This is a genomic window from Nitrosomonas sp. Is37 (assembly GCF_033063275.1).
GTDB lineage: Bacteria > Pseudomonadota > Gammaproteobacteria > Burkholderiales > Nitrosomonadaceae > Nitrosomonas.
This window is the reverse complement of the sequence record NZ_JAWJYP010000007.1, coordinates 1-18,004: the sequence shown is the minus strand read 5'-3', so window position 1 is coordinate 18,004 and position 18,004 is coordinate 1. Positions and strand designations below refer to the sequence as shown.

The 18,004-nt window shown below is 43.9% G+C and carries 14 protein-coding genes; 8 read left to right on the top strand and 6 right to left on the bottom strand.

Annotated features, from left to right (window positions below):
- Nucleotides 1-3 precede the first annotated feature (3 nt).
- Both epsC and cysK read right to left on the bottom strand, forming a co-directional pair.
- A complete protein-coding gene (gene epsC / locus R2Q26_RS04705; protein ID WP_317535207.1) occupies nucleotides 4-954 on the bottom strand; it encodes a serine O-acetyltransferase EpsC in 951 nt (316 codons plus the stop codon).
- On the bottom strand, nucleotides 951-1,931 hold the full coding sequence (gene cysK, locus R2Q26_RS04700) for a cysteine synthase A (protein WP_317535206.1): 981 nt from the start codon (nucleotides 1,929-1,931) through the stop codon (nucleotides 951-953). Before cysK ends, epsC begins: the two co-directional genes overlap by 4 nt.
- A 391-nt stretch (nucleotides 1,932-2,322) precedes the next feature.
- On the opposite strand from cysK, the gene R2Q26_RS04695 reads away from it, so the two are divergent.
- On the top strand, nucleotides 2,323-6,456 hold the full coding sequence (locus tag R2Q26_RS04695; protein WP_317535205.1) for an EAL domain-containing protein: 4,134 nt from the start codon (nucleotides 2,323-2,325) through the stop codon (nucleotides 6,454-6,456).
- Between the two features lie 17 nt (nucleotides 6,457-6,473).
- Here R2Q26_RS04695 and R2Q26_RS04690 read toward each other — a convergent pair whose 3' ends face one another.
- The 3 genes from R2Q26_RS04690 to R2Q26_RS04680 are packed head-to-tail and all read right to left on the bottom strand — an operon-like array spanning nucleotide 6,474 to nucleotide 9,406.
- Nucleotides 6,474-6,791, bottom strand: coding sequence for a metal-sensitive transcriptional regulator (locus R2Q26_RS04690; protein ID WP_317535204.1), 318 nt, complete (start codon nucleotides 6,789-6,791; stop codon nucleotides 6,474-6,476).
- Nucleotides 6,775-6,984: a heavy-metal-associated domain-containing protein gene (locus tag R2Q26_RS04685; RefSeq protein ID WP_090567492.1), complete on the bottom strand. Its 210-nt coding sequence runs from the start codon at nucleotides 6,982-6,984 to the stop codon at nucleotides 6,775-6,777. Before R2Q26_RS04685 ends, R2Q26_RS04690 begins: the two co-directional genes overlap by 17 nt.
- A gap of 28 nt (nucleotides 6,985-7,012) precedes the next feature.
- Entirely contained in the window at nucleotides 7,013-9,406 is a 2,394-nt protein-coding gene (locus tag R2Q26_RS04680) for a heavy metal translocating P-type ATPase (protein WP_317535203.1), read from the bottom strand.
- A gap of 487 nt (nucleotides 9,407-9,893) precedes the next feature.
- On the opposite strand from R2Q26_RS04680, the gene R2Q26_RS04675 reads away from it, so the two are divergent.
- A complete protein-coding gene (locus R2Q26_RS04675) occupies nucleotides 9,894-10,784 on the top strand; it encodes a PPK2 family polyphosphate kinase (protein ID WP_317535202.1) in 891 nt (296 codons plus the stop codon).
- A 232-nt stretch (nucleotides 10,785-11,016) separates the two neighbouring features.
- Here R2Q26_RS04675 and R2Q26_RS04670 read toward each other — a convergent pair whose 3' ends face one another.
- Entirely contained in the window at nucleotides 11,017-11,349 is a 333-nt protein-coding gene (locus R2Q26_RS04670) for a hypothetical protein (protein ID WP_317535201.1), read from the bottom strand.
- A gap of 265 nt (nucleotides 11,350-11,614) precedes the next feature.
- Between R2Q26_RS04670 and R2Q26_RS04665 the strand changes: the two genes are divergently transcribed.
- The 6 genes from R2Q26_RS04665 to R2Q26_RS04640 all read left to right on the top strand — a co-directional run bounded on the left by R2Q26_RS04665 (nucleotide 11,615) and on the right by R2Q26_RS04640 (nucleotide 17,834).
- Entirely contained in the window at nucleotides 11,615-13,294 is a 1,680-nt protein-coding gene (locus R2Q26_RS04665; protein WP_317535200.1) for a murein L,D-transpeptidase, read from the top strand.
- Nucleotides 13,295-13,346: 52 nt separating this feature from the next.
- Nucleotides 13,347-13,931, top strand: coding sequence for a YcbK family protein (locus tag R2Q26_RS04660; RefSeq protein WP_218132298.1), 585 nt, complete (start codon nucleotides 13,347-13,349; stop codon nucleotides 13,929-13,931).
- A gap of 69 nt (nucleotides 13,932-14,000) precedes the next feature.
- Nucleotides 14,001-14,480, top strand: coding sequence for a nucleoside deaminase (locus R2Q26_RS04655; protein ID WP_317535199.1), 480 nt, complete (start codon nucleotides 14,001-14,003; stop codon nucleotides 14,478-14,480).
- 497 nt (nucleotides 14,481-14,977) lie between these two features.
- Nucleotides 14,978-15,505: an adenine phosphoribosyltransferase gene (locus R2Q26_RS04650; RefSeq protein ID WP_317535198.1), complete on the top strand. Its 528-nt coding sequence runs from the start codon at nucleotides 14,978-14,980 to the stop codon at nucleotides 15,503-15,505.
- Between the two features lie 266 nt (nucleotides 15,506-15,771).
- On the top strand, nucleotides 15,772-17,103 hold the full coding sequence (gene serS / locus R2Q26_RS04645) for a serine--tRNA ligase (RefSeq protein ID WP_317535197.1): 1,332 nt from the start codon (nucleotides 15,772-15,774) through the stop codon (nucleotides 17,101-17,103).
- Between the two features lie 41 nt (nucleotides 17,104-17,144).
- Complete coding sequence (locus R2Q26_RS04640) at nucleotides 17,145-17,834, top strand: DUF6781 family protein (protein WP_317535196.1); 690 nt, start codon at nucleotides 17,145-17,147, stop codon at nucleotides 17,832-17,834.
- Nucleotides 17,835-18,004: the final 170 nt, after the last annotated feature.

Sequence of the window (18,004 nt, the reverse complement as noted above, 5' to 3'; positions counted from 1 at the left end):
ATCCTATATCCCTGCTCCACTTTCGAATATTTCATGACGCATCTGTGCTTGGGTAATATGGCTGCCAGCTGGCACGCTGCGTGTCAACCAGACGTTCCCGCCTATTGTTGAGCCACGTCCGATGGTAATACGCCCCAAGATAGTAGCCCCCGCATAAATTACAACATCATCCTCGACAATGGGATGCCGCGGTATACCTTTCACCAACGCCCCGTACTCATCTACCTGAAATCGTTTTGCACCTAAAGTAACAGCCTGATACAGCCGCACATTGCGGCCTATAATGGCAGTCTCTCCGATGACTACACCCGTGCCATGATCAATAAAAAAGCTGCCACCAATCTGAGCACCTGGATGTATTTCTACTCCAGTCAGTGAGTGCGCTATTTCTGAAATCATGCGTGCAATCAGTGGCATACCGAGTCGGTGCAACTCATGCGCGAGCCGATAGTAAGTAATTGCCAAGATGCCCGGATAACATACCAATACTTCATCAACGCTGTGCGCTGCTGGATCACCTTCGTAAGCTGCAACAATGTCGCTTTCCAGTAAACTGCGAATCACAGGTAAACGCTTGGCGAATGCTTGCGTGATATCTATTGCCCGTTCACGATCTTCGTCACTAGGGTTTTCCAAACCTGAGATAAAATGTAATTCATGCTGTATTTGTACCAGCAGCGTACGCAGAGTAGTATTCAGAGTGTGCCCAACATAATGATCAACTCCTTCATCTGCAAGATCGGCCGGACCCAAGCGATTAGGAAACATCGCCGCACTCAAGCCCTCTGCAACACCAACCAGAATTTTACGTGAAGGAAGTTTAGGAGGCCTTCTATGCCTTTGTCGATTTTCCAGCGATGCTAACCGCAGGGCACGTAATTCTCCAACGATATGATCAATCTCAAGGTAAGTACTTCTTAACTGGAGATCGCTGATTCTATTGACGTTAGTCACTCTATATTTAACCCCTGTTCATTAAACATACCTTCGAAGAGTATACTGCTCAAATAACGTTCACCAGAGTCCGGCAAAATGACAACGATCGTTTTGCCTGCATTTTCTTGACGCTTAGCATGCCGAATAGCTGCTGCAACTGCGGCACCACAGGAAATACCAGAAAGTACCCCTTCTTCCCGCGCAAGACGGCGCGCATATAAAACAGCCTCTTCATTACTGACTTGTTCCACTTCATCTACCAGGGAAAGATCAAGGTTATCCGGCACAAAACCAGCACCAATTCCTTGAATCTTGTGAGGCCCTGGTGTTAAAGGCTGACCCGACCGCTGCTGCGTAATAACGGGACTGGCAACCGGTTCAACAGCAACAGATGTAATCGCTTTACCTTTGATGTGTTTTATATATCGGGAAACGCCAGTCATCGTACCGCCTGTTCCTATTCCCGCAACAAAAATATCAATCGCACCATCGGTATCCTGCCAGATCTCAGGACCTGTCGTTTGTTCGTGTATCGCTGGATTAGCAGGATTCTTAAATTGTTGTAACAACACAAAGCGATCAGGATCAGAAGCAACGATTTCATTGGCCTTTGCAATAGCGCCTCCCATTCCCCGTTGACCCTCTGTCAAAACCAGCTTGGCACCAAAGGCAACAAGTAATTTGCGACGTTCGGTACTCATGGTTTCCGGCATGGTCAAGGTCAATGGAATACCTCGTTCAGCAGCGACAAATGCCAAGGCAATCCCGGTATTTCCACTCGTAGGTTCTACTAACTCCTTACCAGGACCGAGCAATCCTCGACGCTCTGCATCATCGACCATTGCAGCGCCAATTCGGCATTTGACTGAATATGCTGGGTTACGCCCCTCAATCTTTGCTAGCACAGTCGCTACTGCGCCATCAGTAATCCGATTAAGACGAATTAACGGCGTTCGCCCAATTGACTGTGAATTCTTTTGATACAAATTTGACATGAGATATTCCTTTCTTTACCGCCATTGGCGTATCTACATTAATTATCTGAGTAAATATTAAATACCAACAAATATTTAGTGCGTTATTTTAGCTGGCATTGCATATTTTGTTACAACACATCTATGACTACACTAAAAATTTATATGACATTAAATTAGACTCAAATAATATAATGAAGCATCAAGCAGATATTAATAGAGAAAATAAAAAGATGGCATGTTCCTGATAACCAGTAAAGGCAATTTGCCCAGCTATATGTTACCAAAGGATGGCTAGCGTTTACCTGGAAAGTAGCATCAATCTATCTCATAAATATCTATCCTCCTTTCCTTCCTGACTGCAATTAAATCCAGCATGAAATTGCACTTACTAAACTCGCTTGAATTTCCCATGATGCGAGTTATCGCCCTAACGGCAGCTTATTTTATAGCCGGAAAGCTGGGACTAAGCATGCCCTTCATTGGTTCTAACATTACCTTGTTCTGGCCACCTACCGGAATATCACTAGCGGCTATCTTAGTATGGGGACCTTCATGCTGGATTGGCATTTTTCTCGGTGCGCTCTTAGTTAATTTAACTACGGGCGAACCTATCTTCTCCACTGCACTTGAGATCGCTATAGGCAATACTCTTGCTCCGACATTCGGGGCGCTGATGCTGAAAAGAATCATAGGATCTCAAAACATTTTTAGACGAGGTCGAAATGTAGTTATTTTTATTCTGATTACTGCTGGTTCGATGCTATTGAGCGCGACGGGTGGCACGCTCTCTTTGTATTTTAATGGCCTGCTATCAAGCGACTTAGTATTTGACGCTTGGCTAGGATGGTGGCTAGGAGACATAATCGGGGTAATGATTTTTTCCCCTCTACTGCTAGCCTGGGCAGCCAATCAAGCAAATCCTGACCTTCGTCATCCTCGACTCGGATTGGAATTCTTCCTGGTCATAAGTAGCTGTATTGCCGTAACCTGGCTGGCATTCGGTGATGCTCTGGCGCTGGGCCACCTCAAGTTATCGCTCGCCTTCTTGGTATTTCCCCCCTTGATTTGGGCAGGGTTACGCTTCAATATCATAGGCATTTCTATTGTATCTGCAGCAATTACTTTGCTTGCCATCTGGGGGACCTCACAGAATCTCGGCCCTTTTTCTCAAGGCCATCCCCAGCTAGATCAGTTAGTCTTGTGTATCTTTGTGGCAACCGTTGCGCTCATCTCGCACATAATGATCGGTATTCAGGCTAGCTGGCGCCAAGCAGAGCAAGGCTTGCGTGACAGTGAATCGCGCCTGCGTATGGCACTGGCAGCATCTAACCAGGGTCTTTATGACTTCAATGTGCAAACAGGAGTAGCAACTGTCAGCCCTGAATATGCTCGTATGCTGGGTTATGATCCAAAAACCTTTGAGGAAACCATTAACTATTGGCGCGATCGCCTTCATCCAGAAGATCGCGAGTCAGCCTTTCAAATTTACAAAGATTACCTCAATGGCTTACGCGAAGATTATCAGGTGGAATTCCGCCAGCTCACTCAGCAAGGTGATTGGAAATGGATACTTTCTCTGGGCAAGATGGTCGAATGGGACGACCAAGGACATCCGCTACGCATGTTGGGTACTCATACTGATATCAGTGAGCGTAAAGCTAAGGAGTTCGCTTTACGCCAAAGCGAAGATGCACTTCGCCGTGCACAGTCCCTAGCCAAACTGGGTAGCTGGCATTTAAATCTGAAAAATAATGTACTCACCTGGTCTGAGGAAGCTTTCAAAATTTTTGGAGTAAAAGATAGTACTCTCCTCAATTATGAGGACTTTCTGGCCTGTGTGGTACCAGAAGACCGGGATTGGGTTGATTGTGCCTGGCGTGCAGCCTTGCAAGGTGCGCCTTACGATATCGAACACCAAATTAACGCCAATGGAAAAATTAAATGGGTTAAAGAGCAAGCTGAAATCACATCTGATAGTAGTGGCAGAGCAATTGAAGTGCTTGGTACGGTTCAAGATATCAGCGAACGTAAATTTGCAGAAGAAGTAGTCAAGCAAGCAAAGACATTACTGCAAACAGTTATTGATGCAACCCCAGACTGGATTTTCGTCAAAGATAAACAGTATCGTTTTGTATTGGTAAATCAGTCATTTGCCAGCAGTCAAGGACTTAAACCAGCTGAGATGATAGGTAAACCGGATACTGATTTCTGGTCTGAGCATCTGTGTTATGGTGATCCAGCTCAGGGAATCAGAGGGTTTCACACGGATGACGATGAAGCGATTGCCGGTAAAACAGTACATAACCCTGCTGATCCTGCGACGCTGGCAGATGGGCAGCTACGCTGGTTTGATACTTGGAAACTGCCAATGCGGGATGCCAATGGCGAAGTAATTGGTGTCTTGGCGTATGCGCGAGATATTACTGATCGCTTGAATGCCGAGTCAAAATATCGAACACTGATCGAACAAATTCCAGCGGTAACTTACATAGCCAACATCAATTCTACTGGAGATACTCTTTATGTTAGCCCACAAATCGAATCACAGATCGGCTTTAGTGTTCAAGAATGTCTTGATGATCCACAAATGCGGATAAAACAAATTCATCCGGATGACAGGGAAAAAATCATCGCTAGCTTGTCAGTCAGCTTTATGGCTGGTGAGCCTTACAATTTGGAATATCGTATTTTTAAAAAGGATGGCAATATTGCCTGGGTTCGGGATGATGCCATTTTACTAAAAGATGCAGCGGGTAAACCATTATTATTTCAAGGTGTCCTGTTTGATATCACGAATCAAAGACAAACTGAAGAAAATCTAAAATCAGCTATAGAAGAACTGCGTATCTCTGAAAAGCACCAACGTGAGCTCCGCACGTTGGCGGAGCGAGAGCAAAGCCGTATGAGGGCTTTGCTCTCCGCCATGAATATCGGAATTCTGTTTGAGGATGATGAACAGAAAGTCGAGTATTTTAATCCAGCTTTTCTTCATATGTGGGATATTAGCTCCCATGAAAACTTATTGAATATACCGACCAAAACTGTGTTTGAGCGATTTACTAAGTATTTTGTACAATCCAGCCATGCAGCAAAATTTAGACGTGACGCTCTCGATACCCATGAAGTTAGCGAACAGTCTGAGCTTCAACTCACTGATGGACGAATACTTACCCAGCTATCTTACCCGGTAAACGATGTTAAAGGTCGATCTATAGGACGACTGTGGATTTATGAAGACATTACCAAGGAGCGGCAAACAGCCAAACAACTCATTTATCTTGCTGAGCGAGATCCGCTGACAGGCTTATACAACCGACATCGTTTTCAGGAAGAGTTAGACAATTTAATCGCAACTTCCTTACGCAATCAAAGCAAATTTGCATTGCTCTATTTTGATTTGGACGATTTCAAATACATTAATGATACTTTTGGTCATCGGGCAGGTGATATGGTATTAGTTCGTGCTGCCAGAGAAATCTCCAGCATTGTTCGCCATATTGAAATATTCGCACGATTAGGAGGCGATGAATTTGCTATTCTAAGTCTTATTCAACCAAAAGATGATATCAGCGCACTGCCTGTCCGTATCGTAACAACCACTTCATCTATTTCCTTGCGTTTTCACAATACAAATATTCGTTTCACCAGCAGTGTAGGTGTAGCTATCTTCCCAGAACATGGAGAAACAGCTGAAAACCTGATCGCTCATGCCGATGCCGCCATGTATCAAGCCAAGAATCAAGGTAAAAATACCTGGGCCATCTACGATCCTATCCATGATACTTCTGAAGCCACGTTAAACCGAATAACTTGGCACAACCGGATAAAACAAGCTCTTGATCAAGAGCTGTTCGAAATTCATTTCCAAGGTGTATATGAAACCAGCCGGAATACCCTGACGCATTTAGAATCCCTCATCAGGATGCGGAACTCAAATGGATCCGATAATTTGATCATGCCGGATCAATTCATACCAGTCGCAGAGAAAAACGGACAAATCGTTCACATAGACCAATGGGTAATAAAACGCAGTATCGAGTTACTTAGTCAGAATCCAACTATGCCACCGGTAGCGATTAATATTTCAGGCCGCACGTTTGGTGATCCGGCTATCCCAAACTATATTCATAATCTGCTGAACAAATTTGATGTGGATCCCAGGCGCCTTATTATAGAGCTGACCGAAACTGTGGCGGTGTCAGACATCCAGGATGCCCAACGCTTTATTGAAGCAATTCGACAATCTGGTTGCCAAGTTTGTCTGGATGATTTTGGTAGCGGTTTTGCCACTTTTGGCTATCTGAAATATCTGGATGTAGAAATAATAAAAATAGATGGTTTATTTATTCGCGATCTCCCTAAGAATCGGGATAATCAGATTATCGTTAAAGCTATGGTAGAAGTGGCACACGGACTCGGAAAGATGACAGTAGCAGAATTTGTTGAAGATGCTGCCACATTGAGCATGATCAAAAGCATGGGCATCGACCTCGCACAGGGATATTACTTTGGGCGCCCGACAGCACAAATTCCCAACAAATAACAAAATTTACAATCTTCTTATCGTGCAAACTTCCGCACCACAGCCATAAGTTCATCAATAGCAGCATCACCGTTACCAGACTGAATGGCCGACTGCATACAACCATGCGTATGGTTTTCAAGTAATTGCATGGCCACCGCATCCAGGGCAGACTGTAGGGCTGAAACCTGATTCAGGATATCGACACAATAGCGATCCTCCGTAATCATTTTGGCTACACCGCGCACCTGACCTTCAATGCGGTTAAGGCGTTTTATTAACGCCTCCTTATTGGGTTGTATCACGTGATCGGGCACGTGGCATAACTCTTTTTTGTTATTAGATAATGGTTTCAAAACCTGCTTCCTCGATTGCTTGTTTAAACTGATCGATACCGGTGATAGCTGCGTCGTACTCGATGGTAACCTGAGCATCCTCCAGTGAGACTTCCGCGCCACTCACTCCCGGAATCTTTTCCAGCACATTTTTAATACTTCTAACACAGCCCATACAGGTCATGCCTTTGATATTGATGATGGTTGTTTGCATCTAATGACTCCTCTTTATATTAGTTAATTTAGGTACCTGGCTGCCATCGCTTAAGCAGCAGTGAGTTACTGACGACCGACACCGAACTCATGGCCATGGCGGCTCCCGCGATAATCGGGCTAAGCATGCCAATGGCAGCCAATGGAATACCGAGCACATTGTAGATAAAGGCAAAGAACAGGTTTTGGCGAATTTTGCCCAAAGTCGCACGGGAAAGTGAAATCGCATCGGCCACGCTCATCAAATCATTATTCATCAGCGTAATGTCCGCTGCTTCGATCGCCACATCAGATCCCGCGCCAACGGCAAAACTTACGTCAGCTGCAGCCAGTGCAGGAGCATCGTTAATGCCATCCCCTACCATAGCGGTGAATTGTCCACTTGCTATTATTTTGGTCACTTCGGCTGCTTTGTCTTGGGGCAAGACTTCGGCGCGATAGTGGTTAATACCTGCTTGTTTAGCAATGGCAGCTGCGGTAGCCACATTATCGCCAGTCAACATGATGACTTGAATGCCCATTGCCTGCAATCGCTGGACGGCCTGCGCGGAAGTACGCCGTAACCGGTCAGCGATGGCGAGATAACCGAGTACCTGCCACACCCCGTCTGAATGCACAGTTACTCCAATCACAGTCTTGCCTTCAGCCTGAAGTGCTGCCAAGCGAGATTGGTCAAGGGTTGCGCCATACGCTTGTAGAAATTTTGGCGAGCCCAGTAAATATTCAGCGTCACTGATACGAGCCATAACGCCACTTCCAGTTACCGCTGTAAAATTACTCATCGCCTGAGGCTGGATAGCCATGCTAGCTGTGTACTCGAGCACGGCTTTTGCGAGTGGATGCTCTGACCCTTGTTCCAGGGTAGCAGCTATCTGTAACAATGCTTGTTCTGTAACTGGGCCTGCCGGAACGACATCAGTAACAACAGGCCTCCCTTCCGTAAGGGTGCCTGTCTTGTCTACAATCAAAACCTGAATTTTTTCAGCATGCTCAAGCGCGGCAGCATTTTTCACGAGCACACCCACTTGAGCACCGCGCCCAGTACCCACTATAATGGCTGTGGGCGTCGCTAATCCCAGTGCGCATGGACATGCAATGACCAGCACTGCAACCGCATTGATCAGCGACAATACGAAATTCCCCATCAACCACCACGTTAATACCAGGGTCAGGATACTGATGACCACGACTACCGGCACAAATATTCCTGAAATGGTGTCAGCCATACGCTGGATCGGCGCCTTGGAACCCTGTGCTTCCTCTACTAGGCGAATAATGGCGGCAAGCTGCGTATGCGCCCCCACGCTAGTGGCACGGCACTTCAGTAACCCTTGTTGATTTTGAGTGGCTGCAAATACTTTGGCACCGACCTGTTTAGTTACCGGCAGACTCTCTCCTGTCAGCATCGCTTCGTTCACACTGGATGTACCTTCGATCACAACCCCATCTATAGGCAAATTCTCGCCGGGCCGCACAATAAAAACATCGCCTACTTTAAGGGTATCGACATCGACTTCGATAATTTCACCCTCACGCTCAACCCGGGCGATTTTGGGTTGCAGCTTAATCAATTCTTCAATGGCGGCAGAAGTTCTGCTTTTTGCGCGAACCTCCATCAACTTACCTAACAATACCAGCGTAATGATGGCGACACTTGCCTCGAAATAAACGTGCTGATCCAGTGCGAAAAGGGTAACGGCTACACTGAAGAAATAAGCCATGCTGGTGCCCAATGCGATCAACACATCCATATTGGCTCCACCGCCCCGTAAGGCATGCCAGGCGCCAACGTAGAAACGTCTCCCCACCCAGAACTGCACAGGTGTTGCCAATAACCACTGCAGCCAGCGTGGCAGCAGATCAGCATGGTCTCCCGTCAACATAACACCCATTTGCAGCATAAATGGTAAGGTAAGTGCAGCGGATAACCAGAAGGTACGAAGCTCCGCCTGATAAGCTGCCAGTCGCCTGACTTTCTCTTCATTGCGACTTGCTTCACTGATCTCACTCGCACCATAGCCTGCCTTGACAACAGCCGCAATCAAATCATCCACCGTTGCCGCAGCCGGATTGAAGCTGACATGAGCAACTTCTGTCGCTAGATTAACGGTGGCTGTAACACCAGGAATTTTATTCAACGCTTGTTCAATGCGCCCACTGCATGCCGCGCACGTCATGCCGCTGATCCGCAGTTGTATTGTCGGAGGAATAACATGAAAGCCAGCTTTCTCAATCGAGTGAATCAGATCTTCAGCATGCGTTGCGGCATCATCAAACTCTATTATCGCTTTCTCGCTGGCAAAATTTACTGCCGCATGCACACCCGGTAATTTGTTGAGATTCTTTTCAATTCGCGCCGCACAAGCCGCACAAGTCATCCCTTCTATCGGCAGCTCAATGTGTTTATGTGTAAGCGTACTCACCTTGACCCTCCTTACTTTTTATTGCAGAAATGAGCTTATCGTATACCCCTATAGGGTATACGTCAATATACTATAGAGAGGCTAGCAATAATAGAAATGAATGAAGCAGGAGCTGTCAAACGTTTTACTTCTGTCTTTTTATTTCTGCTTTTTTTAGCAGCTTGTTTTTGTTAAATAAGATCGCTCTGCATGACTCAGCAAAAATTTTTTAAAGCAAACCTTAACTTGATCATGAGTTTAAATATGAAGTTAACTACTGAAAAAATAAAAAGGTATCCATGCGAAAGAACTGTTTGTTTACAATGATCAGAAAGGAAATGTATGCAAGATTAACTCTTTCCCATCAACACGCCTGAAAATCAACAAAATGAGGAGATGCTAGTCGTAATCTTAATAATCAGATGCAATATCTGATTGCCTCAATTCGATTGATAAAATAACCTCCAGAAGCAGCCTCAGAATGATGGATTTGTTATAAGGAATTAACATGGAGCTTAATTTAGAACTTGCCAACTTCAAGATTGATCCCGACACACAGGTAAATTTATCCGAGTGGCCAACCAGAATTAAGCCACTCTATTCATCCAAAAAACATCACCAGGAACTTTTAAATGAATTACATGAAGAACTGGGTACTCTCCAGGATATGCTTTATGCGCACAATCGCTATGCCATGTTACTCATTTTTCAGGGCATGGATTCAGCAGGCAAAGGAAGCATCATCAAACATGTGATGACTGGTATCAATCCACAAGGATGTCAGATATTCAGTTTTCAGCAACCCACTGCTGAGGATCTTGATCATGATTTTCTATGGCGAAGCAACAATCGCCTCCCTGAAAGAGGGCGTATCGGTATTTTCGATCGGTCTTATTACGAAGAAGTAACCGCAGTTCGCGTCATGCCAGGGTTATTGGCGCAGCAACATTTACCCATGGAGTTTCTCGACCCAGCAAAAATCTGGCAGGAACGTTTCCAGGATATTATCAACCTAGAAAGCTACTTACATCGCAATGGGATTCGCATTGTCAAATTTTTTCTTCATTTATCAAAAGAAGAACAACGACAACGCTTGCTTGCACGCATTGACGAGCCAAAAAAGAACTGGAAAATCAGCCGTGCTGATATGGAAGCCCGTCAACACTGGGATTCTTTTCAAATAGCCTATGCTGAATGCCTGGGTGCTACCAGTAGCGAGCATTCACCCTGGTATATCATACCAGCAGACGACAAACGCAATGCCCAATTGCTCGTATCCAAAATTATCAGGAATACAATGAAAATGCTCCAGATTAGCTATCCCATTGCTACTGAAGCTCATCGCAAAGAATTGGCAGAGATCAGGGATGCTTTGGAAAAGGAACAATTTGCCCATTGATTAAGTAGATAACCGTACAACAGAGCCGTTGATCCCCCTCATAAAATAGACGTGCATTCTTACCTAACCACCCTGCCTTCAGACAGACTGAATAAATACATTAAAGTAAACAATTTTTTCTTTGCAAACCGTTAAAACAGAATTAACAGATACTTTTTTCTCAGTAACTCTCTGCTTAAGTAATTTCAAAAATTACCGCTAACATCATGCAAAAAATCTGGAGTAAATAAGCTTAACTTGTTGACTTCTCTTCTTTACGTTTAGCCCTACGCGCGATTTCTACCTTAAGTTCCTCAAGGAAATCCATATTGGTTTTGCGCTGCTTCTCACTCTTGTACCAGCTGTAGCAGGTGACTACGCCAAGTATGATCAAGACAATACTCATCGCAGTAATACCATCAAAGAAAATAAATACCACACCGGTTGAAATTGCTATGGCTCCGAGCACTGCAGTCAATAGCCCCATGCGATTCCCCCAGCTTGAGGTGGCATGCTTGAGGCACCATACATCGAGCTTATCGCGTGTTGAAGAAAGCTCTTCATCAGTCCATTTTTTAATATCCATGATTTTCTGAATATCCTTTCTTTTATCTATATCAGTTTATTTATCTTATACTTAATATGTTTAACTTTACGTGACAGCATCATTAGGGTCAATGATCAAGTTATGACGCTTTAATCTATTGTTGGTAATGATAGTGATTTACACCTCCATTTTTATAAATCTTCTAAATAAGCTCAAAATATATCAGTTCTCTCTTAGTAATTTTGGCCGATATATGGTAAAAAGCCAAGTTACTATAAATTGGTTTAAGTTTTATCGATATTGCATGAGTAGTCTATTAGAAGGTAGTACGAGGTTTTTCTATTTCCACATTAAAAATACCCCGATTACTAAAATTCGAGCACTTCAAGCAGTCTTTTTTATTATTGGAATATTTTGCTTACTTCCCGCAACTGCTAAGGATGTCACTTCAATTAATGCTCAAGCATTGCGCAATCAGCTTGATAAGCTTCCTACTGCATCGAGCAAAATTGATGTAGCTATTTTAAAACACTTTTATGCAATGCGCGATTATCATCCCGCTTGGGTACAGGCTGACAATCTATCACCCGGATTTGATATAGCAATAGCATTCATTGCAACTGCCGAACAGGAAGGCCTGGATAGCAAAGATTATAAGCTTGAACAATTATTACACTTACGTAAACAAAGTAACGAGGACTCTATTCTACTTGAGCTCGAGTTACGCACTACTCAAGCAATCTTGATGCTCGCTAGAGATTTACGCAAGGGTCGTCTGATAGCCTCAGAAGTTGACCCTGATTGGCATATTCAACAGCAGATATTCGATCCAGCAGCTTACTTGCAGAACGCTATTGCTTCTGGAAATTTAAAATCATCTCTAGAAGATTTACCTCCTAAATCCAAGGGCTATCAGCTGATGAAACAGGCTTTAGCCAAATATCGTGAGCTGGTAGCACGCGGCATTAATTGGACCATTATTCCGGAAGCACCCCTGATTCGACCCAATATGAATCACTCGATTATTCCACTGCTTCGCTCCCGAATCGCGCAAGCTTTTGCCATGCTCGGCAATCCTGACTATGATATCGCTCCGAGTAAAAGCGAAAAATATGATGAGGAATTGGTAAACGCGATCAAAGTATTTCAAGAGCAGCATGGACTGAATGCTGATGGGGTTATCGGACCTAATACACGGGCAGCACTAAATAAAACACCTGAGCAGAAAATCAGACAATTACGTATCAATATGGAACGTTTGCGATGGCTGCCAAGAGAATTAGGTGATCGTTACTTATTGGTCAATGTTGCTGGATTTCGTCTGGCTGCTATTGAGGATGAGAAGCATGTTTTAGATATGCGTATTATCGTAGGACGCGATTATCGTTCAACGCCCAGTTTTAATAGCCTCATTTCTCACCTTATCCTGAATCCATACTGGAATGTTCCAAACAGTATTGCGCGTAAAGATTTACTACCTAAACAACAAAATAATCCTAATTTTTTTACTTCACAAAGAATAAGAGTTTATGTAAACCATGATGGTCATTCCGAAGCAGTTAATCCAGATTTGATTAACTGGCATGCAGCAGGCAAAAATTTTCCTTATGTGTTAAGGCAAGATCCAGGAGAGAAAAATGCGTTAGGCACTATAAAATTTATGTTTCCGAACCCTTTCAACATATACCTACATGATACCCCTTCTAAACAATTGTTTCAGAAAGATGTTCGAATGTTTAGTTCGGGCTGTATCCGCTTAGAAAAGCCATTGCAATTAGCTGGGTTTGTTTTGAATGAACCCAATGCAGTGACTGATATCGTTGACAAAATAAAAAGCGGTAAAACAATTACAGTTAATTTACCCAAACGCTTACCCATCTATTTAATCTATCTCACGACATGGGTTGACAACTCAAACAATATTTATTTCGCATCAGATACTTATGGGCGTGATAAGCGAATTCTAGAGCATGTTCGCTGGTAAGCAATAATATCTTTTCTAAATAAAATCTTGATATCTTATGGGAGGACTCGCAGTGTTTTTACAGGGAGCTAATAATGATAATAATCAACTAACAGAACTGGATGTTAGTCGGCGCTTTTTTATTAAAACAGGGTTAAGCGCCTGCACGTTGCTAGCGTTACCAGCAGCAGCCTATGCCAGTAAGCCAAAAACAACAGTTAAACAATTGGCGTTGCTTAATTTGCATACAGGCGAAAGAGTAAAATCTGTTTACTGGGAAAAAGGCCGTTATATTTCCAGCTCACTAAGAGATATTGAAAAAATACTGCGCGATCATCGTACCGGGAAAACGCATATAATTGATCTTCGATTACTCGACATATTACAATTTCTGTATAGTCGAATGGGTGCAAGGAAAGAATTCCAAGTTATTTCTGGCTATCGCTCACCCGAAACCAACAAAATGCTTGCCTTGCAAAATCATGGCGTAGCAAAGCAGAGTCTGCATATGCAAGGTAGGGCAATCGACATTCGATTACCTGAATTTTCCCTCGCTGATTTGAGAAAAGCGGCTTTATCGTTAAAAGTAGGTGGCGTTGGATATTATCCCAACTCCAACTTTATCCATCTTGATACAGGGAATGTGCGCTATTGGTAAGACAATGCTCTGTAGCATAGCTGAATTGATCTTTGCGATGCGCTAAGAGAAAGAAACGATAAACAACTCATGAAGGAAGCACAACAAATACAATTTATGCTGGAAGCCATTAGTCTCTCAGCTTATGGAATGATCCATAATGAGGGCGGGCCGTTTGGTTGTGTAATTGTCAAAAATAACTCAATTATTGGAAGAGGTATCAATAAAGTAATCTTGATGAATGATCCTACTGCTCATGCTGAAATCATCGCAATAAGAGATGCATGTCAGCATTTAGGTACTTTTCAGCTTGATGGGTGCCAAATCTATACTTCCTGCGAACCTTGTCCGATGTGTCTGGGTGCTATCTATTGGGCTCGCCCAGAAAAAGTATATTATGCCTGTACCCGAAAGGATGCAGCCCAAATCGGATTCGACGATCAATTTATTTATGAAGAAATGATGTCTAATTTGCCACATCGTAAGATTCCAATGGAGCAAATACTACGACCAGAATCATTGAAAGTCTTCTCAGGTTGGTTAGAAAAAGCAGACAAAATAATTTACTAAAATAAGAATAAAGGACAAACAGGGCCGTTGGGAACAGTGGAAACTCATTATTCTCAAATCGATTTTCCTAATTTCCAGCATATTACGGTGCTGACTGACCTGCGTAAACAATTTCCAGTATCGCGTCATGGCCGCCGCCATTCACGCTCTGTATTGCAAATTCTCATGGTCAATTATCCTTAATTGCAGATCTCATGATCGACGAAAAGAAAATGCCGGGTTAGGCTGAGAACTTTTGCCATCACCATATTATCGAGTGTTCTAATAAAAATCAGAACTGAGAAATAATGCAATTTATTACCTCGTCAGAAACACCCATCGCAGCCAAATTTAAAATAACTCATATTTATGATAGAGGGTAGATTTAGTTTTCATAATATCCAAATATGTTATGCCTGCAAATTCAACATACTGCTAGATTGGATAAAATACGCTAAGATGGATACAAAAATATCAACTTTGCTCTGATCGATAGATTTTCTTTAATTAAACTTTTTATGCCTATTAAATCCCGTATTCGCACCATTCCTCATTATCCTCATGAGGGCATCATGTTTCGCGACGTTACCACACTGCTGAAAGATCCTATTGGTTTGCGTACTACCGTCCAGGAAATTGTTGAGCGCTACCGAACGAGCAAGATCGACAAAGTTGTCGGCATTGAGTCGCGCGGCTTCATTATCGGTGCTCCCGTTGCGTATGCACTGGGAGTTGGTTTTGTGCCGATACGCAAGCCAGGCAAATTGCCCGCCGAAACCATCGGTTGTGACTATCAATTAGAATATGGCAGTGATCGAATTGAAATTCATATCGATGCAATCCAGAAAGGAGAACAGATATTGCTGGTGGATGATCTTATTGCCACAGGCGGTACCATGGAGGCAGCTGTCAAGCTGATCCAGGAGATGGGTGGAGAAATCGTCGAATGCTGTTTTGTAGTTGATTTACCTGATGTTGGCGGTAGAGCTCGTCTAGAAAAGCAAGGGCAAAAAGTATTTGCATTATGCCAATTTGAGGGAAGTTGAACAAATACACTTACTTCCTTCGTATATTTACCTGATTGAACCGACCATTATCTATTTGACAGAATTGTCAAATTCCAAGTGACTCAAATTGATCAATCCACTATGGTGAAGTATCACACCGTTCGGGCTGAGCATGTCGAAGCCAGCTTAAATTTCCACAGATTCAATATAAGCAAACTTTAAACCTAAAACACAAGGAATATCGTAATTACAGGCATAATATCTGGCCGGTCAATTAAGATGAGTCACTTCTTTTGGAGTAATACATGCTAGATATTCAACAATTACGCACCGATCTAGAAAACATCGCTGCACGCCTGGCCAAACGCGGTTATACCTTCCCAGTTGTACAATTCCATTCGCTGGAAGCGCAACGCAAATCGATCCAGACTCATACTCAGGAGTTACAAGCAAAACGCAATGCCACATCCAAGCAAATTGGCATTGCCAAGCAAAAAGGCGAGGATGTGACTGCAATTATGGCAGAAGTCGCTCATCTTGGAGATGAACTTAAACAGGCTGAGAGCCAATTTGAACATATTCAGGCCGAACTGCAACAAATATTACTGATAACCCCTAACTTAGCGCATAGCAGTGTTCCAGAAGGGAAAAGCGAAACGGATAATCTTGAAATACGGCGCTGGGGAACGCCCAGATCATTCGACTTTGCCATCAAAGACCATGTCAGCATAGGTGAAGAACTAGGTTCTCTAGATTTTGAGACAGCAGCCAAATTGAGTGGGGCACGATTTAACGTGATGAAAGGTGGCATCGCTCGTCTATACCGTGCGCTGGCGCAGTTCATGTTGGATACACATATTCAGGAGCATGGTTATACCGAGGTTTATGTCCCCTATCTGGTCAATGCGGATTGCTTGCAGGGTACAGGACAATTACCGAAATTTGAGGAAGACCTGTTTGTCGTGCATGCTGGAAGTTGCAGCCATTCTAGTTCAACCATCTCAACCGAGCAGGATTCATTCAAATTACACCTGATCCCCACTGCCGAGGTACCCTTAACCAATATGGTGCGTGATGAAATTATTCCGCTTGAACAGCTTCCGCTGAAATTTGTTGCTCACACCCCTTGCTTCCGTTCAGAAGCGGGCAGCTATGGAAAGGATACTCGCGGTTTGATTCGCCAGCATCAATTCGATAAAGTCGAACTCGTGCATATCGTGCATCCACAAGAATCCTATGAGGCATTGGAACAGCTCGTCAGCCATGCAGAGAAAATTTTGCAAAAACTGGAATTGCCCTATCGGGTGATGACATTATGTACTGGTGATATGGGATTTTCGGCTGCAAAGACGTATGATATCGAAGTGTGGTTACCTGCACAAAATGCCTATCGTGAGATATCTTCCTGCAGCAACTGCGAAGCTTTCCAGGCACGACGCATGCAGGCACGCTTTCGCAACGAAAAAGGAAAACCGGAATTGCTCCACACACTGAACGGTTCTGGCCTAGCGGTTGGACGAACGCTGGTAGCCATTCTTGAAAATTATCAAAATGTGGATGGCAGCGTAACTATTCCATCTGTTTTACAGTCTTATATGGGTGGCCTTGACCGACTTGCCATTGAGGGCGGAAAATGAACCTGCTGTGACACATTTCTCTAAATCCGGAGGTACTTAAAATGCAAAATGAAAGCAATAGCACGATGCATAACCAGGATGATATGGCAAAACTCGAAGCTGATGTCCGCGAGGCAATCGCTCATGGTGGGGACGTAAAAGAAACGGTGCGACAATTGACCCTCAAAGCAATGCAAGCACATCGTTTAGATATTGAATCGATGGGCCGGATTGCAGCCGCTGTGATGCAAGGTGCGCACGATGGGGCGCAGCAGAAATTGGTGCATGCAACGGAACAATCCCATGCTGCCCAGACCCAAATTACCCATGCAGTTGCTGGATTGGAAACCGCCTTCGCACAATTCGCCGAAGCCTCAAAATTAGCAGTGGAGGAAGCAGCCGGGAAAGCCCAGCAATTTTCGCGTGAGGAACTCAGTAAGACACGTGCTGATCTTGAAAGTCTGGAAAGCTTATTTCTCGATGTTGTCCAAAAGACCTCAACGACCGCCAAAGGTTTGATTGCTGATACCTTGAATGATCTGGTCACTCATGCAAAACGCAATGGTACAGCGATTGGTGCTCAGCTACGAGAAACTCTGGACACCTTTACCCAACAAATAGCATCTGTCGGGCATACCCAGCTCGAAGCTGGATTGCAACTTACTCAAGCAACAGCTGATCTGCTGCATAAAATTACCACTGGCGTTTTGGCGGGAATTTCAGAAAAAACCAAGCAAGCCAAGAATAAATAACTGCGAACTACCCGCCCGCATGTCCCACTCAGCCACGCCATTTTTTGGCGTCGGCTGACTAGAGCATTCTGCATTTAAGTACGTCCATACCCTGAATTCAGGAAGTAATTTCCGCATTCATATGCTGAGAAGAGCGGCAGTATGCTGCCGATGGTTTTCCACAAAGCATC